Origin of the sequence: Streptococcus mitis subsp. hohhotensis (assembly GCF_020089495.2) — a bacterium.
Classification (GTDB): Bacteria; Bacillota; Bacilli; order Lactobacillales; family Streptococcaceae; genus Streptococcus; species Streptococcus hohhotensis.
In genome coordinates this window covers 43,426-68,169 of sequence record NZ_JAIRCA020000010.1, presented here as the reverse complement: position 1 = coordinate 68,169, position 24,744 = coordinate 43,426, and the positions used below count along the sequence as shown (strand labels likewise).

Below are 24,744 nucleotides of genomic sequence, written 5' to 3'. Positions count from 1 at the left end.
AAACAAATTCTCAAAGAAAACTTATCTCTTTAGATTTTGTGTATTATTGGTCACGGTCGTAATAGAGCTGGTGAGCTTTAAGACGAGAATCTAACAAATCTGGTACGGTAACAAAGTCATAACCTTGCCCTTTCAAATAGTCAATAACCTTCGGCAGAGCATTCACTGTTTCAGCATGGATATCATGCATGAGAATAATAGAACCATTCTTGACTTCACGCTGAATTTCTGTCAAAATAGCTGCTTCATTTTTACTCTTCCAGTCCAGACTATCCACATCCCACATAATAAAACTCAAATCGAGGCTATTGCGAATGTCGTCTGTAATAGCTCCATAAGGGGGACGCATAAGTTTAGAGCTAGAACCCAGCACCTTAGTTAGCGCATCCTCAGTATCAGTAATTTGTTTTTTAGCTTCATCAAGCGAAAGTTTTGAAAGAACTGGATGGCTCCAACTATGGTTCCCAATGACATGCCCATCTGCTTTCATTCGTTTCAAAATCTCTTCATTGCCAGAAACATTCTTACCTAAAACAAAGAAAGTTGCCTTGATACCATACTTAGAAAGTGTATCTAATGCTTGATTTGTCGTTGCAGGATTTGGTCCATCATCAAAAGTCAAGGCTACTACTTTACGATTTTTCTTTTCATAATAAGCCTTATATAGCTCTGCATCCTTATCTAATAAATAAGAGGACTGAATGACCTCAAAGAAACTTGATACTGGCAAGGCAATCTCATCCAGATTTTCAATAGGCTGACTCGGATAAATAAGAATCTGACTATCCTTGTAATCAAAATTCCATGCAGACAAGTCTTGGTCAGACAAACCTTTAACAATCTGATCGACCTTTTCTTGCTCCAATTTCTTATCCTGTAAAAAAGAAGTCAGTTCTTTTATCAGTTGCTCTTTAGCCTTACTAGCATCTGAAAATAGTTGATCAAGGGTAAAAGGTTTACCGTCTTCTGTCAAATGCACTTTCGCTAGACTAGTTTTTTCAGTCTCTTCAACTTTTAAAGAAGTTAAATCATAGACTTGTTTCATCACACTTCGGTTGACAATCCCTTTTAAAGTCGAATCCTGTTTCTCCGTATAATAAAAAACCAGATTTTCCTTGTCTTCCAGATTTTCCTTAATATCCTGTGTCATGATTTCTTTTACAGATGAAATCACTTGCTCCCCTTGGAGAGGATAATAGGCAATTACTTCTACTTGTCCCTTACGAAAATGATCCTTCTGATTTCCCTCACTCAATTGATCATCTTTCTCTTTTTTGAGCGATTCAATCTTTTGTTCAAAACTTTGTTTTGTGTATATTTTGTATCCAATCATTAAACCAAGGACACAAATACTTACTGAGAAGATAGCTACTAGGGCTATTAGACTCATTCTTATCTTATCGTGATTCTCACGCTTTGCTCTACTTTTATCCATAAGACCATCATATCAAATTCAAGCTATAATTTCAATGATTTGGGAAGAATAGTATATTAAAAAAGGGTTATTAAAAAATAACCGATCTCATTACTGAGAATCGGTTTTCTAATATATTTAATTAAGAAATTTATTTTTGCATAACATAAATTATGTAAAAAATCCTACAACAACAAATCCTTGACTTTCCCAATTTCACTTTTTGGAATAACTAGGTGAATCATATCTCCGAGATACATTCTAGTTGAACCGTTAACGGTTTGGCTCTTGCCATTATGGACTTGAGTAGTGATGAGGATGTTGTGTGGCAAATTGAGTTCGTGTACTTGTTTTCCAGCGATTTTGTCTGATACAGGAATTTCAATGAGGGTGACTTCTCCTTCATCTGTCGCTTCTTCTGGCAACATTTTTTCCAACATAGCCTCATAGACTGGTGCACCCTTGAGTAGATCCATGATGATGTAGGCGACCAAGGTGACTAATCCAAGTGGCATGAGGTTACGAATATCTCCTACCATCTCAGTCACAAGTATCATAGCAGTTAAGGGAGCTTTGGATATTGCTCCAAAATAACCACTCATTCCTAGGATAACAAATATAGGGAATTGCTCTTGACTGACAAGCCCAAGATTGACACAAATGACACCAACTAAGGCACCAAGCAAGGAACCAAGCGCTAAAATTGGTAGGAAAATTCCTCCTGGAAGGCCACTTCCATAACTAATCATGCTCCAAACAAAGCGAATCAAAAAGTACGCTAATAGAACTTGAAAACTAAAATCTTGCTCAGTTAAGGAAAGAACCAGCTGATTTCCACCACCAAGGATTTGGGGTAAGAAGATTCCGACTGGTAGGATGAGAATAAAAGCTAGAATTGGATAATAAGCTCTATCCAAACGGATTTTTTGACCTATCCAGTCATAAACTCGACCGACATTGAGTACAGCTTTTTCATAGAGAAAACCAGAAAGTCCCAGAAAAATTCCCATGAGGAGGTAAATCCAATACTGGTCTAGAGTCATGAGTGGGATATTATCTGGCATATCCAGTACGGGTGTTAGGCCAAATATGAGCAAAGAGACAAAGTTTGCTACGAGACTGGCTGCTAGAGTTGAGACCCAGAAAAAGCGTGAAAAATGGTGATAGACTTCTTCTACCACAAAGAGAAGTCCTGCAATCGGAGCATTAAAGGCTGCGGCTAATCCTGCTGCAGCACCACTGGCAATCAGGGAACGTTCCTCTACTGGACTGGATTTGAGCCACTTGGCAATACCTTTTCCACCAACTGCTCCGAGTTGAATACTGGGTCCCTCACGCCCCAGCATGAGTCCACTGGCAATTGCCAAAATTCCTAGAACATATTTTTTCCAAAGTACGCCCCACCAGTTGAGGGTCATGAGTCCCTTTAATTCGGCTTCGACTTGAGGAATTCCTGAACCTTTGATGTCTTTTTCTGACCGAGTTAATTTCGCACTGAGCCAACAAACTATTAAATAAAATAGACCAATGATAAAAAGGTTGCGCACTAGGTGCGCTTGATCTTGATAAAGTCCTTGTATCAGGTGGAAGCCTTTTTCAATTAAGAAACGAAAGGATCCAACGATGATCCCAACGACAAGACCGACAATGATTCCTCGTCCAACTTGGGATAAGATGGTGCTTGAGGCAAAGGCAAATTCTTTCTTGGAACTGAGTGTTTCTGACTGTTCCTCCATAATCATTCCTTCTAACTTATCTTTCTTTTTCTCCTGAAACCAGTGATTTAACGGGTTCAAAGCTGGTTCGGTGAATTGGGGTAACTCCTAGTTTTGTGAGGCCTTCTAGGTGTTTAGCAGTTCCATATCCTGCATTAGCAGTAAAATCATAGCCAGGGAACTGCTGATCGTAGTCCCTCATCAATTCATCACGTGTCACCTTGGCTACTATAGAAGCTGCTGCAATCGAGAGGGAGTTGGCATCTCCTTTGATGATAGATGTTTGTGAAATGGGCAATTCTAGTTTCATGGCATCAATCAAGAGATGCTCAGGTTGCGGACTGATCTGGGAAATTGCTTCCTTCATGGCCAGTTTGGTTGCTTCATAGATATTGACTTGGTCTATGACACTATTATCCATGATACCAATTCCGATTGACAAGGCTTGGTTTTGAACGGCTTGGAAAATCTCCAGATGTTTCTTTTTAGGAATTTTCTTGCTGTCGTTGAGGCCTTTAATCTTACAATTTTTAGGTAAAATAACGGCTGCAGCGACTACAGGTCCAGCCAGAGGACCACGGCCAACCTCATCAACACCAGCAATTAAGGTCAAACCTTGCTTATAAAGTTCTTTTTCATAGGAAAGCATAGCTTCCAAACGAAGATCCTCATCCAATTCTACCTGAATGGCTTTTTTACGCTTGCTGATTTCCTTTTGAACTCCAGAGCGACTATCCTTTTCGAGTTTAAAAAAAACAGGACTTTCTAACTCCGTGACCGTTGCAAGGAGTTCTTTGATTTCTTTAATCGTCGCCATCTAGGTCTTCCAATGTATCTAAGGTATAGTTACCGAGTTTGCCATCACGGACTTCCTTCACGAAGAGACTGTAAAAGCGGTCATAGTCATCACGGAAACCGAGGGCACGGGTCATGTCCATAATAATCACAGGCGCTTCTTCCTCAATTTTCATTTGTTTGAAGCGTTCAGCCAACTTTTCTGGATAATGTTCTTTGAAATAATTGAGACTAAAAATAGTTACCTCATCCATAGGAAGCAACTGGTCTTTAATAGCTCCAGTCAAGGCCAACTTAAGCGCAACAGTTTCATCCTCAAACTTAGGCCAAAGAATCCCTGGCGTATCCAAGATTTCCAGGTCTTTATTGGTTTTGAGCCATTGTTGACCCTTTGTTACACCTGGTTTGTTACCGACAACGGCAATTTTCTTACCAGCCAAACGATTCATGAGAGTTGATTTACCAGCATTTGGAATTCCAATAATCATAGTACGCAAGGTTTCAATCTTAATACCACGTTCTTTTTGACGAGCAATCTTATCAGCCATGAGTTTCTTGGCTGCATCCGTCACAACTTTTACAGTCACTTGCTCTTTGGAGTTGATAGCTAGCGTCTGGATTCCTTGTGATTCAAAATACTGACGCCATTCCTTGGTCATTGCTGGGTCGGCCAAGTCCGCCTTGTTTAAAATCAAGAGTTTTGGTTTGTCACCAACAATCTTAGTCAACATAGGATTTTGACTAGATAGAGGTAAGCGTGCATCCACCAAAATCGTCACAAAATCAACAAATTTTAAATTCTCCTGCACCTGTCGACGCGCTTTAGACATGTGACCAGGAAACCATTGAATAGTAGCCATTGAGTTTTTTTCCTTTCGTAGCACGGGTTTAGATACCCTATTTTATTTTACTATCGTTTGAACATAGAGAGTTTTCAAATGAATGGTGTTCAAACAGTTCTTATTTAATTACATAGAAATCTACTCTATATTATATCATGCCTTCTCTATTTTGTCCGATGATAGCCCTTCAAGCTCCCGGAATAGAAAAAGCGACTCTATAATATTTGTAGTGGGTAAATCCCCTATGGATATTATGGAGTCTATTTTGTGTAGAAAAAGTTTAATAGAAAAAATCATATGTAATCATTACTTTTTATCACAAAACCACTCGATATCAAAGACTCAAATATCAAAAAAGAAAGGACGAAATTTGTCCTTTCTAGATCTTAACTTTTCTTCAACCTACTACAGTTGACAAAGAGCCCAAATTAATTTGATATTCCTAATCAATTTGTTCATATCTTATTCCAATCAACTATATATTGATTAGGATAATTTATTCAATAGCCCAGTGAGAATAAGAGAACCACTCATTAATTAGACTAGCGATTTCTTTAGGTGCTTCAGTATAAAGCTCATGGCCAAAGTTCTCTAGAAGAATAGTATCAAAATAGTCTGGCAATTCTTTTAGGGCTTCCTCTCTCCATATAGCTTCATTAGGATAGCGAGGACTAATAAACAAGGTATTTCCCACTTCTCTCTTAAAAGCTTGTATTTTCCTCCGTAGGCGGAGTATCGCTTCTATATTTTCATAATTTATAGCCAACTCATATCTATTATACTTCGCATTCCAGTGATAGGACTGTCTTACAGCTTCCTCCATATTTTCTGACCAATGTTTTGATTCGGATTTTTCTTTAGAAATAAGAAGATTTAAGTCTGAGACGACTTGAGATTCAATATAATTTTTAGTTTCCTCTAACTCTGTATCTAAAGGTAAAATCTTATCTAAATCTAGATATCCACCATCCAAAAGAATTAGTTTTTTCACTTCATAAAATTCCGATGCAAGATAACGCGCCAAATCTCCTCCAAGAGAATGGCCTATCAGACAAATAGATTCTTCCTCTTCTATCGATTTTTTAAACCATGATTTCAATTCTGTTTCATCTCGAAGATGCTTTTCATATGGATTTAGAAAATAAATCTGCGAATTTAGTTCTTGAAAAAAATCCTTGCTATGATAGACATTGCTTCCCAAACCGCCAATAAAATATTTTTTCATTCTCTACTTAATACTATGCTTATTCATCTTTTGTTCAAGGATAGTCGTGATAATCTGGCGCAATTCTTCGCGTTCTTTTTCTGGAATTTCACCACTTGTTTGGGCTGCAGCGTAGAGTTCAGGGTGTTCAATTGAAATGCGTTTAATAGTACGTGTCGTAGCATGCTTTCTGACAAAAAACGGGATTCGCTTAATCAAGTCTTGTGGTACTAGTGCAAGAATCTTCTCAGCAGTTTCCTTGTCACTAATCTTAGACGTCGTCAGTCCCTTCTTAATCATTTCCTGTTCTTTTTCTGTAAAATCTTTTAATTCCATTCGATTAGTCCTCCTATTTTCTTTAAGTTAAATTATATATCATTTGTAGCAAGACGACAAATAGTCTGTTTGTAAAATGCTCTCTATACTACAATTTTCCTGTCGCTCATAATTGCTCTTTAATGAAAAATCACAAAACCTTTTGGAGAGATGACAAGCTGATTTTCCAATTCTCGGCAATTGCTTGCTAGTGCTACGGTTTCCTTCTCTAAAAGGTAATCTTCTTTGGACTGGTTGAAAATGGCTTTGAGGATTTGGTTATCGTAACTCCATTCTATGGCTAATACATCAGCTTTGATTTCTTTTAGTCTATACCTGCCATGCTGAATGGTTGCTGACGCTTGTTTTCTAATATTAATTAGCTTCTTCATGAAATTCAGCATATCATTATCACTTGATATGCCTTCCCAAGGCATACAACGACGACAATCTGGGTCTGGACCGCCAGTCAAAGCTAGCTCGGTTCCGTAATAGATACAGGGTGTTCCTTTTTGTAAAAAGAGAAAGGATAGGGCTGATTTAACCAGTTGAACGTCTTCATTTGCCGTCCACAAGATTCGTTCTGTATCATGCGAATCCAAGAGATTAAACATAACCTCTGAAATCTGCTGCTTGTAATACATAGATTGACTATTGATTTCATCGATGAACTGGTCCGTCTTCTTAATACCACGTAAGAAATAGTCCTTGATGCTATCAGATAAAGGATAATTCATGACCGCGTGGAACTCATCTCCATTTAGCCAAGGCTGAGACGTATGCCAGACTTCTCCTAAAATATAAAGATCAGGCTTTTTAGCTAGAACTGTCTTGCGAAAATCCCTCCAAAACTGATGGTCAATCTCATTAGCCACATCCAAACGCCAAGCATCGATATCAAACTCTTCAATCCAATAAGTCGCAACCTTTAAAAGATAATCCTTGACCTCTGGATTAGCTGTATTTAGCTTAGGCATATAGTCCTCGAAACCAAAAGCGTGATAAGGTAGTTCCCTCTTATTAGCTATCTTTTCAGTAGTCACTGGGAATTGTTGAATATGGAACCAATCCTTATAAGCAGACTGTTCACCATTTTTGACAACATCTTGCCATTGAGGCGATTGCGAACCAATATGGTTAAATACAGCATCCAGCATGACTTTCATGCCACGCTGATGAGTTTGCTCGACCAGCTCCCAAAAGTTTTCCTTGTCTCCAAAATGACAATCAATTTCAAAATAATCCGTCGTATTGTACTTATGATTGCTCGTGGATTCAAAGATAGGACAAAGATAAAGTCCAGTAATACCCAAGTCTTGCAAATAATCCAGATGGTCAATAATCCCCTGTAAATCACCACCAAAGAAATCATCACTCTGAGGTGTGATAGATGAATCCCAGTCTAAAGTCCCTTCTGGGTTTAATAGAGCATTTCCATTGGCAAATCTCTCAGGAAATATCTGATACCATACCGTATTTGAAACCCAGTCAGGAACCTGGCATGCATCAATCTCATGAAGATAGGGCAACTTAAATCCATTCCCAATAGCATGAAGATTTTCTAGAGAATTTTCCACACACCCTTTATCGCTATACAAAATACTTTGGCCTTCTGTATCCTTAAGTTCAAAGAGATACTGGATACGTGCAAAGTCGACGGACACTTCAACCTGCCAATGGTCAAATAAGGAATCAGAAGTTATCTTAGCCATTTTCTTTGTATCTTGATAAAACTCCTCCATAAAGATAAAAGGGTCACCATAATGCAAGTTGATACTTTCAATGTCCCCTTTCTTAGTTCGAATCCGAATATGAAGCTTCTTATCCTTATAAAGATAGGCGAACTCCGACTCAGGCCTATGGTAAATAGCACTTAATTCCATCAATTTGTCTCCTAAATTTTCAATCTATTTTTACGCAAACGTTTTCAAAATTAATAAACCCAGTATACTATTTTTGTAAACTATTTGCAAGGAATGTCCGTAGATTCTAGTGGTTTGGTTCTATAAATAAAAAAGCAGCCAGTCTTACAACTAGCTACTTTTCAAATGATGATTTACAACTGTCTTTCCAGCCACTCTATCTTTTTAAAATCCTTATTGTTATTGTGCTCATTTCGATAAGAATCTTGGGAAGAAGCCTTGTAAATACTTAAAAACTGTTCCAAACTTGGAACGCGAAAAGTGATGTTTTCGAGATGAATCAGCTCTATATCCGATTCCGAAACTCCTGCAAAATCAGGTAAAGAATCGATACTTCCGAATTCAACACTCAGACCATCTTTTTGGAATTCATGCTCATGAATATCTATTAAGGCGTAGCCTAAGTGTTTCATCACTTTCATTATCTTGTCCCACTCATAAATTCTGAGATGATCGGGTGCTTCCCAGCCTCTAGGATCACCAGGCACATGAATGTCAATGTCAGACGGCCCCCATTCTTCATTTGATCGGTATTCAAACCCCAAAGACCCCATGAGCGTCGGAGTGATTCCGACTTGGTTTAAATGAGAACAAATTGTTCGAAATTCATCAAATAGAGAATTCATTCCTCCTCCAATCGTTGATATAGAACTTAATTTCGTGGTGAATAATAAACTAATTTTTACCTTCTACTCTTTCGGTTTTGAAAATACTTCAACTCGCTGAGCTAAAACTTTGATTTCTACAGGTAGGTTATCCGATTTATCACCATCAACATCTGACTCCAATTCACTATCTGAAGAAATCTTAATATTACGCGCTTTGATATACTCGATATTATTATTTGCGACAACATCTCCTTTTAGTAAATCAGGAATGACGGATAATTTGGAGAACAGAGACGCATCTTTTAAAATCAAAATGTTGGCATAGCCGTCCTTGTTTTCTTCAAAGATTTTCTTATCAGCGAAGTAATTTGTCAAGAGAACCAAAACATGGCTAGCCTCACCAACATAATTTCCATTTTCTGTTTCAACTTTAATGTTAAATACCTGATCCGTCATGACAGACTTCATGGTATTTACAGCATAGGCTAAAATACCGAATTTTGTCTTGTCCTCAATCTCCACATTGTGAATCGCCTCAGGCAGAGAACCGATACTAAAAATATAACCAAAATAATTGTCATTCGCTTTTCCGATATCAATCTTATTTGTTAAATCAAAATCCAGTTCATCAATTGCGCCATCAATGTCTTGATTGATTTCCAACAGTTTTGTAATGAGGTTACCCGTCCCACCTGGGATAATCCCTAACTTAGGAATGTAGTCTCTCTCAGCAATACCCGAAATGACTTCATTAACAGTCCCATCTCCACCAAAAACAACCACTGCATCGTACTGCTCACGAGACGCTTCTTCAGCAAAATTTGTTGCATCCAGCGCCTTTTCGGTAATTTTGGTTTCCACGCGATCAAAGTATTCTTTGACTTTATTCTCCAGCTTTTCTTTGTAATCCAAAGCCTTTTCCCCACCAGAAGTAGGGTTGATAATTACCATTGCTTTTTTCATTAATTTTCTCCTTAATATTCGTTAGAAATCTTTATATTTCATTATATGAAATTAAATATACCCCTATTATACAATGAAAATACAGAAAAGAGAAATCTGACGTACTGGAGATTAATAGACTTTTATTTTCCCATCGCATAACTACATCCTTTAAGTGTTCATCCAAGTAAGAGTAGGTCTTATCCTTAATCCAATCAGGAATACCATAAGCTGCCTCTGCTATGCTGCCAGTAATTGCTGCGAGAGTATCACTGTCGCCACCAAGTGAGATGGAGTTTCTACTTATCATACTCTTTTATTTTATCAGCATATTCAGTCAAAAGATTCTTTGAATAACTTTTTTCATTACTTGAATTTCTAACTTCTTTCCAAAGAGTTGAAGCTACTTTTAATTTATTGGAGTAGTTACGACTATTTTCGTCTGCACAGAAATCCTTTAAAAATTGGTTCCATTGACAAACCGAATGATCATACTTAGCATAATCTGAATTTCCATAATAGACTTTTAGCATATCTTGGATTGTAAAACTCAAATCATTTTCTCTTTTTACTTTTCTCCAAGCTGTAGCCATATCAGCAGTAAATTTAAATGGCGAAACATCTGTTAAAGTTGAGAAATATTCTCTAAAGTCTGCATTAAAGGAGAATCCACATTCAAGTAAGGGCGTATCTAAGGCAATAGCTGCCACTCGTTTCTTATTTCTTTTTGTTGATGATTTTTTAATCAAATTCCCCTTAAAGTACTGCTCAATAATATGATTGAGTTCTTGTTTGGTACCTCTATATTCTAATCCTAATGATTTACATAGTTGTGAAAGTTCATCACGATACCAATAGTATTTATTAAACTCATCAAAGGATGTGATTTTATCAAACTCTGGTCTGTTCTCTATCAATATTTTAGCTCCACCAAAAACAATTTACTTTTTCACTCAAAGAGTACCTTACTATTTGCCTGTGTTCATACTTAGGATTCAAGCTCACAATCACACACTCAGCGGTCCAGACTTACCGTATCATTTCGTCGGTTCCCCTCCTCATTCTACGAGTCCTATCCCATAACTTCGTTGATGCCTCAGCTCGTACAAGTAGTGATACAGCCTCAACGTGGTGCGTTTGAGGAAATAAGTCCACTGGCTGTACTTTCTTCAACTCATATCCCAATTCTCGGTAGAGTTTGATATCACGCGCCATAGTAGCGACATTGCATGAGATATAGGCAATGCGGTCTGCTCCTGTTTGGCTACTAGCTTTGATAAAACTCTCGGTGAGTCCTTTTCTTGGTGGATCCACTAGGATAACGGTTGGTTGAATTCCTTCTTTAAGCCAAGTCTTCATGGCGTTTTCAGCTGTGTCACAGACATAGTGGGCGTTTGAGATATTGTTGAGTTGGGCATTCTTCTTGCTATTCTCAACTGCTTCTGGAATCACTTCAACACCATAAACTTCTTTGACGTGTTTCGCAACAGAGAGGCCAATCGTCCCGATACCAGAATAGGCATCGATGACCACATCATCTTCTCTTAACTCCGCAAAGTCAATGGCTGTCTGATAAAGTTTCTCTGCCATTTCAGTATTGACTTGGTAAAAAGCAGGTCCAGCGATTTGGTAGTCATTTCCCAACATCTGGTCAGTGATAAAGTCTTGTCCATAAAGGGTCCGCCATTCCTTACCAAAAATAGCATTGGTGTTCTGGTCATTGATATTTTGCATAACAGACACAATCTCTGGGAATTGCTTGATTAATTGTTCAATCAATTGGTCAACACGGAAAACTTTAGGTCGAGTTGTTACCAAAATAACCATAATTTGGCCTGAATAGTGTCCGCGGCGCACCACAAGGTTTCGAATCAAGCCAGCTTGTTCCTTTTCATCATAAGGTTTCAAATTATAACGGCGGAGCAAGTCACGTAGACCTACTACTACCTCATCAATCACAGGATCTTGGATAAAGAAATCTTCTAGAGGCATGAGGTCATGGGAATTCTTACGGAAAAATCCAGTTTCCAAGATACCATTTACTCGACGAACAGGGACCTGGGCCTTGTTGCGGTACTTAACTGGATTTTTCATACCCAAAGTTTCAGCAACCTCTACATCAGCAATCCCAGCAATCTTGTATAGACTGTCTTTGACTTGCTTGGTTTTAAACTTGAGCTGCTCTGGATAAGCAAGATGCCCCAAGTCAGCGATACCTGATCGTAGATAAGCTAGGTCAAGGTCTTGGTTACGATGCGGAGAGTAAGTAAGGTATTTTTCAACTTTTCCGAAACCAATCTTTTTATTGACCTTGAGGACACGCATGAGGATTTTTTCACTCGGTAAAGCATTCTCTACAAAAAACACCAAACCATCCACCTTGGCAACTCCTGCACCTTCATGGGTCAAGTCAACAATTTCAACTTCTACAATATCATTTTTCTTTAACATTCTCTTCTCTTTCTATTGGCCGACAAAAAAGACGGCAACGTTACGGTTACCATCTATTATACCATGAAATTTATAATCAGATTCTCTTTATCTATTCTAGTTCATTTCTTTAAATGCTGCTTCTGCATCCGCATTACTGATAACACCAAATTGAATCTTTCCAATCTTTCCTTGACTGTCAATCAGGTATTCTGTAGGAATGCTTCGGATTTGATAAGCTTGGAATGTGGTTGCTTTTGTGTCATAAAGAACTGGGATATCCTTATAACCTTGATCTTGGAACCATTGTGGGAATTGCTCAACGGTTTTTTCACCTTGAATTCCTGGTGCAATGACACTAAGAATTTCGAAATCACGATCTGGTTTCGCCGCTAGTTCCATCAACTCTGGCATACTTTTCTTACATGGACCACACCAGGAAGCCCAAAACTTCAAATAGACTTTTTTACCCTTATAATCAGATAACTTAACTTCTTTACCGTCCATAGATTGCAAGGTAAAATCTGGAGCATCTTTTCCAACAGCAATTTGTTGTACAGTCGTTTGTTGTTTTGGCTGTTGTGCTACTTGAGTCTTTTTAGTTTCTTCCTCACCACAGGCCATCAATACAACTAATGACAAGAGGCTTAAGCCAGCAAACATTACTTTTTTCATCTTTTTCTCCTTTATTCAAAAATTCCAGCTAGAACATTTACTTGTCCTAATAGTAACAAAATTCCCATTAAAATAATGAGGAAACCACCAATTTTCTTCAGTAGCATCATATGACGCTTGATTTTACTAAAATAAGGCATTACTACACCTGAAGCTAGAGCCAAGACCAAGAAAGGAATGGCCATCCCCAGAGTGTAAATCAAGGTATAAATAGCTCCTTGCCAAGCCCCATTGCCTCCAGAAGCCGCAAGCGCTAAAACAGAACTTAAAACTGGACCGATACAAGGCGTCCAACCGAAGCTAAAGGTAATACCGAGTAAAAAGGCTGACCAATAACGATTGGCTTCCGATTTCTTAAAAGTAAAGCTTTTTTGAACCTCTAATTTTTTAAAATGAAAAATTTCCATCTGGTGAAGGCCCAAAATAATGATAATCGTACCCATGGTATAGCGAAACCAATTGGCATAGAGAATATTACCAAAGTAACCAGCACCAAATCCTAGAATAAAGAAAATGAGTGAAATACCTGCGATAAAGCAAAGTGTTCGAATCAAACCTGACCAGGCAACTTTTCTTCCAAATAAGGAGAAGCTTTTTGCACTTTCCTGATCATCCAATAAAATTCCAGCATAAACTGGCAGAAGAGGAAAAATACAGGGAGAAAAGAAGGACAAGACCCCTGCTAAAAAAACGGAGATTGAAAATACTAGCGTTTCCAATAAAGAACCAACTTTCTTAAGAATTTAAACCTATTGTACTATAAATATTAAAATTTGTATCAAGTTTGCTACGGTTAACTGTTTTTATCATTATATTATATGGAATAAACTCTTTAATAGTACACTATGTTTTCTAAAACATTGTTAGAAATTGATTTGAATTTCTCAATCAAATTGTTCGGTTTTTTCATTTCACTATAGATAAAAGAAAAAATTGAAGAAAATTGTCCAAAGAGCCACTTTTTCTTCAATCTACTTTTACTTATTTTAATAAGTCCCTTCTTCACCTTGGCTAGTCAAGATTACCGGACCATCCTTAGTAATGACAAATTGGTGTTCATATTGACAAGATAGGCCACCGTCAATGGTCTTATGCGCCCAACCAGTCTTCATATCTGTATCAATTTCCCAATCGCCTGTATTAATCATCGGTTCAATGGTTAAGACCATTCCTTCACGAAGACGGAGTCCACGACCAGCAATACCATAGTTAGGAACCATTGGTTCTTCGTGCATAGTTGGGCCAACACCATGACCAACCAAATCACGCACTACACCGTAACCACGGCTTTCAGCGTATTCTTGAATAGCCGCACCGATATCCCCGATACGGTTCCCAACAACAGCTTGCTCAATCCCCTTGTACATAGCTTCTTTGGTTACATCCATCAAGTTTTTCACTTCTTCGGACGGTGTACCTACAGCATAAGCCCAACATGAGTCTGCAAGACCACCAGAATAGCTCTGAGTGTATTTCTTCATTTGCTCAACATTGTTGAAGTTTAATTTTGAGACATTCAGGTCAGATTTAGCAATAGGACCTCCCAAAACCATATCAACTTTGAGCAAATCACCATCTTTCAAAATATAGTGACGAGGGAAGGCATGAGCTACTTCATCGTTAAGAGAGCAGCAGGTAGCATAAGGATAGTCCATCATGGCACCGTCAACCCCAATCTGAAGTGGAAGGAAATTTTCTTCCTTGCAACGACGTCGGACATACTCTTCAACTTCCCACATATCTACGCCTGGCTTAATCAAATCACGCAAGCCAATATGGATACTTGCTAAAAAATCACCGGCCTTGTCCATAGCTTCGATTTCACGAGCTGATTTTAATGTTATCATTTTTTCTCCTAGTTTCTAATTAATTTTAACAGTCACATTTGCCTTTGAAACAATCTGATGACCATGATAAATATCGTAATCAATAATAGCTGATCGTCTAGTATGGTGGATAATGCGTGCTTGAATGCGCAGTATATCATCTATCTGAACAGCCTGCAAAAAGTAGATCAGCATTTGCTTGATGATGAGATTGCGACCACTATTCACAACTAAATCTTGGGTCATATGAGTCAGTATCTCTGCCAATACACCGTTAGCTAAAACACCGTTTTTCTCAAGCATAAAGGGTTCCACTGTAATCACTACTTCATCATGGTGATAAGCGAGTTTTTGACCAATCTGCTCAGAAAAAGTTGGTAGAGCCGAAACTTGAGAACGACTCATCTTCTCCATGACATCTCGCCGTGTCACAACTCCAAGCAAGGTTTGATTATTCCGGACAACCGGTACCATTTCAAAGTCTTCAGCAATCATCCGTTGACTCACATTGGCAATATTTGTCGATAATCCAACTAAAAATAGACTACGAGACATGACCTTATCAATTGTGGTACTTGGTGACTTATCACCCGCATCTCTCATAGTAACAACCCCAACAACGACCTGATGTTGATTGATAACAGGGAAACGACTGCTACGATTCTTACGAACCAAATCCAAATAATCTTTAACGGTGTCGGTCTCTCTCAGAAAACCATACTCATGACTCGGACGATAAAGTTTCTCAACTGTCAGAATATCAGTCTTGATTTGAACATTTGACAAGGCTTTATTAATCATGGTCGCGACAGTGAAAGTATCATGCTTGCTTCTCAGAACAGGAATTCCTTTTTGATTGGCCAGTTTAAGCACATCATCATGAACATGAAATCCTCCTGTCACAAGAACAGCATTTTCATTTTCAAGTGCTAACAGTTGGATACGGGTACGGTCTCCGACAATCAAGAGTCCCCCATCGTGAAGGTAAGACAAGATATTTTGTTCAGTCATGGCACCAATTGAAAACTTACTAAATTCTCTCTCTAAACCTTCTTGCCCAGCCAAAACCTCAGAAGAAGTCACTTCTGCAATTTCAGCAAAAGTTAATCTTTCAATCGCAACTTTCTGGGATTTAACACGGATAGTACCACTTCTTGGGCGGGTCTCCACAATTCCACGATTTTCAGCTTCTTTGATAGCACGATAGGCCGTTCCATCACTGACTCCCAGATGGTTGGAAATGCTACGAACACTGACCCTTTTACCTACTGGTAATTCCTCCAAATAGCTTAGAATTTCCTGATGCTTACTCATTGAATTCTCCTTTTACATACCGAAATTCAAGATAATCCCGCATTTTTCTTGTGTAGCGATCACTTCCCTTAAACTGACGGAACAAACGAAATCCAGACTTAAGAGCAACTCTTTGGCTAGCTTCATTTTCAAGGTGGGTAATAATGGACAATTGTTTTAAACCAAATTCCTCAAAAGAAAGTTGACAAATTTTTCTAACAACCTCTGTCATAAATCCTTGAGACCAAGCATCTTTTCTCAAAAAATAGCCAAGTTCTGCTTCTTTTTTAATTTCATCTAACTTTTCAAACTTAACAGAACCAATCATTTTTTCAGTTTTCTGGTCACAAATTGCCCACACTCCCAAAGGGGACTTCATAAAGTAATTTGCTAATGCATATTGACTTTCTTCCAGACTTGCCTGAGTTGGGAAAATAAATTGAAGATTTTCAGGATTTGAGGCTATCTCATGGAAGTCTTGACTATCACTAAAAAAGAAAGGACGCAAATACAAGCGATCCGTTTCAAAAAAAGAAAACATTGCTAATTTGGTCCAAATATTCATAAACACCTCTACGGTTTAATCCTCAACAAGTGTAATATCCGCTCCTAGATTACGTAATTTTTCAATAATATCAGAATAACCACGTAAGATAAACTCGATATTGGTAATTTCAGTTTTACCTTCAGCCATAAGCCCAGCAATGACTAGTGCAGCCCCAGCTCGTAGGTCAGTCGCTTTAACACTGGCCCCACGCAAATCACGTCCACCTGTGTACAAAATATGACCATTTGTTGTCGAAATGTCCGCATCCATCTTTGCTAGTTCAAAAACATGATTTACACGTTTTTCGTAAATCGTATCGACAATTGTACCACGACCATTCGCTCTTAGTAAAAGTGGAGTAATCGGTTGTTGCAAATCAGTTGCAAAGCCTGGGTAAGGAGCTGTCTTAATATTGATTGCTTTCAAATTAGACTGCTCTTCGACAAAAATGCTGTCTTCAGATACAGTCATTCTCACTCCCATTTCTTCCAGCTTAGCAATAAATCCTTCTAGGTGTTCGTAAAGAACATTATTTATACGAATCCCCTTGCCGACTGCAGCAGCTAAAGAAATATATGTTCCAGCTTCGATACGGTCTGGAATCACCTGATGACGGGTTCCATGTAATCTTTCAACACCATCAATAATGATGATATTAGTTCCTGCACCGCGGATATGGGCTCCCATATTATTCAAGAGGGTAGCTACATCAATAATTTCAGGTTCACGGGCTGCATTTTCAATAATAGTACGACCATTCGCTTTAACCGCAGCAATCATCGTATTGATCGTTGCCCCTACACTAACCGTGTCCATGTAAATACTTGCACCATGAAGTCCTGTATCTTTAGCAGATAACTTCATGTTATCTCCCTCGTAGCTAACAGTGGCACCCATGGCTTCAAATGCCTTAAGGTGTAAGTCGATCGGACGAGGACCTAGATCGCATCCTCCCGGTAGACCAACTGTCGCTTCACCAAAACGGCCTAAGAGGCTCCCATAAAAATAGTAAGATGCACGAAGACTGTTAATTTTACCATAAGGCATTGGAATATTTTGAACACCTCTTGGATCAATCTCCAAGACATCGTCATAACGCTTAACAGTAGCTCCCATCAATTCCATAATTTCGACAAGACTTGCTACATCCGAAATATCTGGAACGCAATCCAAAGTCACCACATCATCAGCCAATATAATAGCTGGAATTAAGGCCACAACGCTATTTTTAGCACCACTAATAGTGATTTCACCTTGTAGTGGTAATCCACCATTGATAACAATTTTTCTCATTCTAAGTTTTTAATACTCTTTCAAGATTTCTAATAAGGTCTTTAAAATAAATTATATCATAAATGCAACCTTTTTTCCATCCTTTTCACTTTTATTGGAGATAGTAAGTAATAAATAGGATTAAGTTGAAAGGTTGAGTCCATATTTTATGAAACATCTTTTGATACTAAAAAAGCCTAAATTAAGAACTGCAAAATACCCCAAAAATTAGATTTTCTCTATCTAACTTTTGAGGTATCGTTCAACTATAAGAGATAATAGTCTTTTGGGGTGTTAATACTATGCGGAAATCAAAAACAACTCATGTCTGTGTCACCTTGCAGACAATCTACTACTGACCTTCTCATCTCTATATTCAATTGCAAATAGTCGTATTTAGTTGACTCAGAACAAACTTCCGAGTTTTTTTATTAAGCACTGGAAGTGAGTTCTTTTTGATTCTCGTTCAGCAGGTTTTAAGACTTGTCCTATCCAGATAATATCTTTTCTGCAACCCACAATGACTAACAAATAGCTTTTCTTTACTCTACTACCGCTTCAGCGATTTCTTCGCGGCTAATACCAGCAAAGTAGCGTGTGATATCAATAGTTTCTAGGGCTTTAAGGACGTCTTCGCGTTCGTATTTCACTCCACGAAGGACATCTTCTACAGCTACAACGTCCTCGATACCAAAGAAGTCACCATAAATCTTGATGTCTTGGATTTTTGATTCGACGACATTAGCAAAAACTTCAACCTTACCACTAGTGAATTTTGTTCCACGACGGACGTTAAATTCAGGTGATTTACCGTAGTTCCAGTCCCAAGTACCAAACTTAGTATCCTTGATGCGATTGATTTCATCCAATTGTTCCTCAGAAAAAACGTATTCAGTCATCTCTGGGTACTCTTTTTTCATGTATTCCAAGAGTAAATCACGGAATTCTTCAACCGTGATTTTTTCTGGCAATTCATTGACAATATTGGTTACACGAGCACGGACGGATTTCACACCTTTTGACTCAAATTTGTCCTTTGAAACCTTGAGGGCGTTAGCAAGGACTGACAAATCAACGTCAAAGAGCAAGCAACCGTGGTGCATGATACGACCGTTGATATAGGCTTGAGCATTGCCACAGAATTTCTTTCCATCAATCTCTAAGTCATTACGGCCTGTGAACTCAGCTTTAACCCCAAGTTGAGCCAAAGTATTGATAACTGGAGTTGAGAAGCTCTTGAAGTCAAATGCCTTATTTTCATCTTCTTTGGAGATGATCGTGTAGTTGAGGTTATTTAAATCGTGGTAAACAGCTCCACCACCACTGATACGGCGGACCACCTCAATACCATTTTCTCGAACATAATCACGGTTGATTTCTTCGATGGTATTTTGGTGACGACCAACAATGATAGATGGCTTGTTGATCCAAAGTAGGAAGATTTGATCCTCATCCAAAAGGTGTTTAAAGGCATATTCTTCCAAGGCGATATTAAAAGCAGTGTCGTTTGAATGATTGATAATATATTTCATGATATCCCTTTATACGATAGAGACTGGAATAAATTCCAGTCTAGTCTATCAATTTTTATTTTTTCTTAGGTGAATGGATAGCCATTCCAAGAACATCAGCAAATGCTTCGTACATTACTTCAGAGTATGTTGGGTGTCCGTGGATTGTCTTAAGCATTTCTTCTACAGTGATTTCCATTTCAATAATGCTCGATGCTTCATTGATCAATTCTGCAGCTGCAGGTCCGATGATATGAACACCAAGGATTTCACCGTATTTCTTATCTGCGATAACTTTAACGAAACCTTGAGCAGCATCAGATGCAATGGCACGACCGTTAGCAGCAAAGTTGAATTTACCGATTTGGACATCATATTTTTCACGAGCTTGTTCTTCAGTCAAACCAACTGCTGCTACTTCTGGAAGTGTGTAAATAGCTGCAGGAGTCAAGTTCAATTTGGCAACAGCGTGGTTTCCTTTAAGGGCATTTTCAGCAGCAACTTCACCCATACGGAAGGCAGCGTGAGCCAACATCTTAGTACCGTTGATATCGCCTGGTGCATAAATACCAGGAACAGAAGTTTCCATGTACTCGTTAACCTTGATACGTCCACGATCCAATTCAAACTCAACTTCGCCAATTCCTTCAAGGTCTGGCACACGACCAATTGAAAGGAGAGCTTTGCTAGCGATGATATCATCTTTTCCTTCAACTTTGATACGGAGTTTGCCATCTTCTTCAATAATTTCTTGAAGTTTAGTACCTGTCAAGATCGTCATACCTTTGCGTTCAAGAATCAAGCGAAGGTTTTTAGATACTTCCGCATCCATCGCTGGAACAATGCGATCCATCATTTCGATAACAGTAACTTTTGAACCGAAGGTCATGAATGCTTGACCGAGTTCGATACCGACAACCCCACCACCGATGATAACGAGGCTTTCTGGAACTTCGTTCATTTCAAGGATGTCATCACTAGTCATCACAAGAGATGATTCCATACCAGGAACATTGATTTTGCTTACTTTTGAACCACCAGCAAGGATGATCTTCTTAGTTTCAAGCAATTCAGAACCGTTTACCAAGACATTCTTATCTTTAGTGATAGTACCGATACCCTTATGAACATCAACACCGTAGCTACGAAGAAGTCCTGCAACCCCACCTACAAGGGTGTTGACAACTTTAGATTTAGTTTCTAAAAGTTTCTCCATATCAACTGTGAAGTTAGGGTTTTCAATCACGATACCACGATTTGCTGCATGACCGATATTTTCGATAATTTCAGCGTTGTGAAGGTAAGTCTTGGTTGGGATACATCCACGGTTCAAGCAAGTTCCACCAAGTTCAGATTTTTCAACAAGAGCAACCTTACCACCTAATTGAGCTGCTTTAATGGCAGAAACATAACCAGCAGGTCCACCACCAATAACAACGATATCATAAGCATCATCACTCTTACCATCATCGTTCGAAGCACTTGCTGCAGGTGCTGGGCTAGCTTCTGGTGCAGCTGCTCCAGCTGTTGGGATGTTTTCCCCTTCTTCACCAAGGTAACCGATAACTTCAGTAACAGGAACAGTCTCGCCGTCACCTTTTAGGATAGCGATCAAATAACCGTCTTCTTCGGCTTCCAATTCCATGCTGACTTTGTCAGTCATGATTTCCAAAAGGATTTCTCCTTCTTTTACAAATTCTCCGACTTTTTTATTCCATTGGACGATTTGTCCTTCTGTCATATCCACGCCGGCTTTTGGCATAATTACTTCTAAGGCCATGTCTTCCTTCCTTTATCTATATCTTAAAAATGAATGCTCTTAAATCAACATTGTGATTGGATTTTCAATCAATTCTTTCAAGTCCTTCATAAACTTAGCACCAGCCATACCATCTACGACACGGTGGTCAATTGTTAAACCAAGACTCATGATTGGGCGAATCACAATTTCACCATTGACGACAACTGGCTTCTCGATTGTCGAGCTCACACCAAGGATAGCTGAGTTTGGTTGGTTGATGATAGGACCAAAGGACTGAACACCAAACATTCCCAAATTACTGATTGTGAAGGTTGAGTTTTGCAGTTCGCTTGGAGCCAATTTACCATCCAAGGTACGGCCAATCACATCTTTAAAGGCTACAACCAGTTCTGAAAGACTCATCTTCTCAGCATTGTAAACAACAGGTGTCATCAATCCATTATCCATCCCAACTGCCATGGCAAGATTGACATAGTTGTGAGTGATAATGGTCTTTCCATCTTCTGTCAATGAAGCGTTGATGTAGGGGTGTTTCATAAGAGTCTTAACAACTGCAAGTGAAAGAAGATCTGTTACAGTAGTCTTCTTCCCAGTTGATTCCATGATTGGCTCAAGAACCTTCTTACGCAGAGCCAACATTTCAGTCATATCAACTTCATAGTTGAGGGTGAAGGTTGGCGCAGTTAGGTAAGATTCAACCATACGTTGGGCAATAACTTTACGCATTGCTGTCATTGGAATACGTTCAATTTCACCGTATGGTGTTACGTTATCAGGAACTTCTTCCACTTTTTCAATCTGAGCAGGAGACTTGATGGTATTGTTTTCGATATTTTCAGGAAGCAAGACCAAAACATCCTTCTTCATGATTTTACCACGATGACCAGTTCCTTGGATTTCCTGCCAAGCAATGTTATGTTTGAGGGCAATTCGTTTTGCAAGTGGCGAAATGCGAACCACGTTTGTGTCTTTATAAGTTTCCACGTCTTCTTTGTGGACACGACCGTTTGCACCTGAGCCAGAAACGTCGTAGAGGTTGATCCCTAAATCATCCGCTAACTTTCTAGCCGCAGGAGTCGCTCTTAGCTTGTCATCAGCCATGACCTCTCCAATTCTATACTAAGATGTTAAGGACGAAGAGGGCAATGAAAAAATAGGAGATTGACGATGTGTTCGATGAACACAAGGAAATCTATCTTTTTTTCGCAGACCTCCGTCCGAATTCAATTACATGATGCAAAGGGCGTTTAAAAGCGACCGAAAAATAGGAAATCAACGTAGACCTCGATGAAGTTAAGGAGATTAATCTTTTTCCGAGCTTTTAGCCCGTGCTCAACTCTACAAGTAACTTGAACACGAAACGCGTCTCAAGTTACTACGGTTGCCGCTATTTGGCGGTCAACCTTGTAGACTTACTAATTCATTCGTCGAATATTATCGATTCGACTCACTCATGTCGCAACTCTTCAAATCATTTGAATACAAAACATATCTCAAGTTACTAAAGTTAAAACCTCTAAAACATTACATAATTTAATTTATGTAATTCTATTCTTTGTTATATGTTTTACGGATTGCATTTTTGATGCTTTCAACGGTTGGAATCATTGCATTTTCTAGGTTTTGTGCATAAGGCATCGGCACATCTTCTCCTGCACAGCGGCGGATTGGTGCATCTAGATAGTCAAATGCTTCTGATTCTGAAATAATAGCTGAAATTTCACCGATATAGCCACTTGTCTTGTGGGCATCATTGACCAGAACAACTTTACCAGTCTTCTTAACTGAGTTTATGATGATCTCCTTATCAAGCGGAACAAGGGTACGTGGGTCAACAATTTCAACTGAAATTCCTTCTTCTGCCAATTCTTCAGCAGCTTGAACCACACGGCGAAGCATTTTTCCGTAAGTAACAACTGTTACATCTGTACCTTCACGTTTGATTTCCCCGACACCAAGTGGAATTGTGTAGTCTGGATCAACTGGAACTTCCCCTTTTTGGTTAAATTCTGACTTGTACTCAAGAATGATAACAGGGTTGTTATCACGGATAGAAGACTTGAGCAGTCCTTTCATGTCCGCAGGCGTACCTGGTGCTACAACTTTAAGTCCAGGAATGTGAGTGAACCAAGACTCTAGAGATTGTGAGTGCTGAGCGGCAGAACCTACCCCATTACCAGCTGCGCATCGAACAGTCATTGGAACCTGACCTTTACCACCAAACATGTAACGAGTTTTAGCAGCTTGGTTGACGATATTGTCCATGGCAATAACCGAGAAGTCCATGAAGGTCATATCAACGATTGGACGAAGTCCTGTCATGGCTGCTCCTGCTGCTGCTCCAGAGATGGCAGCTTCAGAAATCGGACAGTCACGAACACGTTCTGGGCCAAATTCTTCAAGCATTCCGACAGAAGTACCGAAGTCTCCTCCAAAGACACCGACATCTTCTCCCATCAAGAACACATTTTCATCGCGACGCATTTCCTCAGACATAGCAAGGATAATGGTGTCACGGAAGGACATTGTTTTTGTTTCCATTTTATCTCTTTCTCCTTAGTCTGCGTAAATATCTTCAAATGCTGATTCAATCGGTGGGAATGGACTTTCTTCCGCAAATTTAACAGAAGCTTCTACTGCTTCCTTGACTTGCGCTTGAATTTCTTCCAATTCTGTAGCACTTGCAATGTTATTTTCAATAAGGTGCTTGCGAAGATTTTCAATTGGGTCTTTTTGTTTCCACAGTTCCACTTCTTCACGTGTACGATATTTACCAGGGTCAGATGATGAGTGACCAAGCCAGCGATAAGTAACACTTTCAATCAATACAGGCCCATTGCCACCACGAACATGATCTACAGCTTTCTTAAATCCTTCATAAACGTCGATGACATTGTTTCCATCTTCGATGAACATTCCAGGAATTCCATAAGCAGCGCTACGTTGATGGATATGCTCCACATTAGTCATTTTCTTGATATCCGCAGAGATTCCATAACCGTTGTTAATGCAATAGAAAATGACTGGCAGGTTCCAGATAGAAGCCATGTTCACTGCTTCGTGGAAAACACCTTCATTGGTCGCACCATCTCCAAAGAAGCAGACAACGATTTTACCGGTATTTTGCATTTGCTGACTGAGGGCTGCACCAACAGCGATCCCCATACCACCACCTACGATACCATTGGCACCAAGGTTACCAGCATCAAGGTCGGCGATATGCATAGAACCACCTTTTCCTTTACAGGTTCCAGTGTATTTACCAAGGATTTCAGCCATCATTCCGTTGAGGTCAATTCCTTTGGCAATGGCTTGCCCGTGTCCACGGTGGTTTGAGGTAATTAGATCATCTGGATTGAGAGCTAACATAGCACCCACGTTAGCTGCCTCTTCTCCAACAGAAAAGTGCGTCATTCCTGGCACTTTCCCTTTCTTTACTAATTGTGCAATTTTTAAGTCCATGCGACGGATTTCTTCCATCTTACGGAACATTTCTAGCAAAAGATTTTTATCTAAAGTTGACATCTTCTTGCCTTTCTAACTTTCTTCTTACCTTACTATTTTACCGTTTTTGACAAATACTGTCAAAGTTTTTCTAAAAGAAATTTCACAAAATAAAAAAGAAAACCCCATGAAAACAAGGGATTTTCTCATTAAGAATATTTTTTCAC

The 24,744-nt window shown here is 39.0% G+C and carries 22 protein-coding genes; all 22 read right to left on the bottom strand.

Annotated features, from left to right (window positions below; all coding sequences use genetic code 11):
* Nucleotides 1-43: 43 nt before the first annotated feature.
* Nucleotides 44-1,435, bottom strand: coding sequence for a peptidoglycan-N-acetylglucosamine deacetylase PgdA (pgdA, locus tag K4Z77_RS05690; protein ID WP_224218737.1), 1,392 nt, complete (start codon nucleotides 1,433-1,435; stop codon nucleotides 44-46).
* Between the two features lie 164 nt (nucleotides 1,436-1,599).
* Nucleotides 1,600-3,150: a ClC family H(+)/Cl(-) exchange transporter gene (locus K4Z77_RS05685; RefSeq protein ID WP_224218736.1), complete on the bottom strand. Its 1,551-nt coding sequence runs from the start codon at nucleotides 3,148-3,150 to the stop codon at nucleotides 1,600-1,602.
* Nucleotides 3,151-3,166: 16 nt separating this feature from the next.
* Nucleotides 3,167-3,946: a ribonuclease HII gene (locus K4Z77_RS05680; protein WP_224218735.1), complete on the bottom strand. Its 780-nt coding sequence runs from the start codon at nucleotides 3,944-3,946 to the stop codon at nucleotides 3,167-3,169.
* Nucleotides 3,933-4,784, bottom strand: coding sequence for a ribosome biogenesis GTPase YlqF (gene ylqF, locus K4Z77_RS05675; protein WP_224218734.1), 852 nt, complete (start codon nucleotides 4,782-4,784; stop codon nucleotides 3,933-3,935). The genes K4Z77_RS05680 and ylqF overlap by 14 nt, the downstream gene beginning before the upstream one ends.
* A 478-nt stretch (nucleotides 4,785-5,262) precedes the next feature.
* Nucleotides 5,263-5,991, bottom strand: a complete 729-nt coding sequence (locus tag K4Z77_RS05670) for an alpha/beta fold hydrolase (protein WP_224218733.1) — start codon at nucleotides 5,989-5,991, stop codon at nucleotides 5,263-5,265.
* A 3-nt stretch (nucleotides 5,992-5,994) separates the two neighbouring features.
* Nucleotides 5,995-6,306 (bottom strand): hypothetical protein, encoded by a 312-nt coding sequence (locus tag K4Z77_RS05665; protein ID WP_224218732.1) that lies wholly within the window; start codon nucleotides 6,304-6,306, stop codon nucleotides 5,995-5,997.
* Nucleotides 6,307-6,425: 119 nt separating this feature from the next.
* Nucleotides 6,426-8,168, bottom strand: a complete 1,743-nt coding sequence (locus K4Z77_RS05660; protein WP_224218731.1) for a glycoside hydrolase family 13 protein — start codon at nucleotides 8,166-8,168, stop codon at nucleotides 6,426-6,428.
* A gap of 173 nt (nucleotides 8,169-8,341) precedes the next feature.
* Nucleotides 8,342-8,833: a phosphoribosylanthranilate isomerase gene (locus tag K4Z77_RS05655; RefSeq protein WP_224218730.1), complete on the bottom strand. Its 492-nt coding sequence runs from the start codon at nucleotides 8,831-8,833 to the stop codon at nucleotides 8,342-8,344.
* Nucleotides 8,834-8,896: 63 nt separating this feature from the next.
* Complete coding sequence (locus K4Z77_RS05650) at nucleotides 8,897-9,778, bottom strand: diacylglycerol/lipid kinase family protein (RefSeq protein ID WP_224218729.1); 882 nt, start codon at nucleotides 9,776-9,778, stop codon at nucleotides 8,897-8,899.
* A 278-nt stretch (nucleotides 9,779-10,056) separates the two neighbouring features.
* Nucleotides 10,057-10,674 carry an SAP domain-containing protein gene (locus tag K4Z77_RS05645; RefSeq protein WP_224218728.1) on the bottom strand — a complete coding sequence of 206 codons (618 nt, stop codon included), beginning with the start codon at nucleotides 10,672-10,674 and terminating at the stop codon, nucleotides 10,057-10,059.
* 112 nt (nucleotides 10,675-10,786) lie between these two features.
* Entirely contained in the window at nucleotides 10,787-12,208 is a 1,422-nt protein-coding gene (gene rlmD, locus K4Z77_RS05640; protein WP_224218727.1) for a 23S rRNA (uracil(1939)-C(5))-methyltransferase RlmD, read from the bottom strand.
* A gap of 96 nt (nucleotides 12,209-12,304) precedes the next feature.
* Complete coding sequence (sdbB, locus tag K4Z77_RS05635) at nucleotides 12,305-12,862, bottom strand: thiol-disulfide oxidoreductase-associated lipoprotein SdbB (protein WP_153193758.1); 558 nt, start codon at nucleotides 12,860-12,862, stop codon at nucleotides 12,305-12,307.
* Between the two features lie 11 nt (nucleotides 12,863-12,873).
* On the bottom strand, nucleotides 12,874-13,581 hold the full coding sequence (gene ccdA2, locus K4Z77_RS05630; RefSeq protein WP_060805537.1) for a thiol-disulfide oxidoreductase-associated membrane protein CcdA2: 708 nt from the start codon (nucleotides 13,579-13,581) through the stop codon (nucleotides 12,874-12,876).
* A 267-nt stretch (nucleotides 13,582-13,848) separates the two neighbouring features.
* Nucleotides 13,849-14,709 (bottom strand): methionyl aminopeptidase, encoded by an 861-nt coding sequence (locus tag K4Z77_RS05625; protein WP_000631543.1) that lies wholly within the window; start codon nucleotides 14,707-14,709, stop codon nucleotides 13,849-13,851.
* A gap of 15 nt (nucleotides 14,710-14,724) precedes the next feature.
* Nucleotides 14,725-16,002: a CBS-HotDog domain-containing transcription factor SpxR gene (gene spxR, locus K4Z77_RS05620; RefSeq protein ID WP_224218726.1), complete on the bottom strand. Its 1,278-nt coding sequence runs from the start codon at nucleotides 16,000-16,002 to the stop codon at nucleotides 14,725-14,727.
* Nucleotides 15,995-16,546: a GNAT family N-acetyltransferase gene (locus K4Z77_RS05615; RefSeq protein WP_224218725.1), complete on the bottom strand. Its 552-nt coding sequence runs from the start codon at nucleotides 16,544-16,546 to the stop codon at nucleotides 15,995-15,997. The genes spxR and K4Z77_RS05615 overlap by 8 nt, the downstream gene beginning before the upstream one ends.
* Before the next feature lie 15 nt (nucleotides 16,547-16,561).
* Complete coding sequence (gene murA / locus K4Z77_RS05610; protein WP_001227091.1) at nucleotides 16,562-17,821, bottom strand: UDP-N-acetylglucosamine 1-carboxyvinyltransferase; 1,260 nt, start codon at nucleotides 17,819-17,821, stop codon at nucleotides 16,562-16,564.
* Between the two features lie 521 nt (nucleotides 17,822-18,342).
* Nucleotides 18,343-19,332 carry a lipoate--protein ligase gene (gene lplA / locus K4Z77_RS05605; protein WP_101781959.1) on the bottom strand — a complete coding sequence of 330 codons (990 nt, stop codon included), beginning with the start codon at nucleotides 19,330-19,332 and terminating at the stop codon, nucleotides 18,343-18,345.
* 55 nt (nucleotides 19,333-19,387) lie between these two features.
* Nucleotides 19,388-21,091, bottom strand: coding sequence for a dihydrolipoyl dehydrogenase (gene lpdA / locus K4Z77_RS05600; RefSeq protein ID WP_224218724.1), 1,704 nt, complete (start codon nucleotides 21,089-21,091; stop codon nucleotides 19,388-19,390).
* A gap of 39 nt (nucleotides 21,092-21,130) precedes the next feature.
* The gene (locus K4Z77_RS05595; protein WP_224218723.1) at nucleotides 21,131-22,174 is read right to left on the bottom strand and encodes a dihydrolipoamide acetyltransferase; all 1,044 of its coding nucleotides are present in this window, start codon (nucleotides 22,172-22,174) and stop codon (nucleotides 21,131-21,133) included.
* Between the two features lie 447 nt (nucleotides 22,175-22,621).
* Nucleotides 22,622-23,614, bottom strand: coding sequence for an alpha-ketoacid dehydrogenase subunit beta (locus K4Z77_RS05590; RefSeq protein ID WP_224218722.1), 993 nt, complete (start codon nucleotides 23,612-23,614; stop codon nucleotides 22,622-22,624).
* A 15-nt stretch (nucleotides 23,615-23,629) separates the two neighbouring features.
* A complete protein-coding gene (locus K4Z77_RS05585; RefSeq protein ID WP_153193763.1) occupies nucleotides 23,630-24,598 on the bottom strand; it encodes a thiamine pyrophosphate-dependent dehydrogenase E1 component subunit alpha in 969 nt (322 codons plus the stop codon).
* Nucleotides 24,599-24,744: the final 146 nt, after the last annotated feature.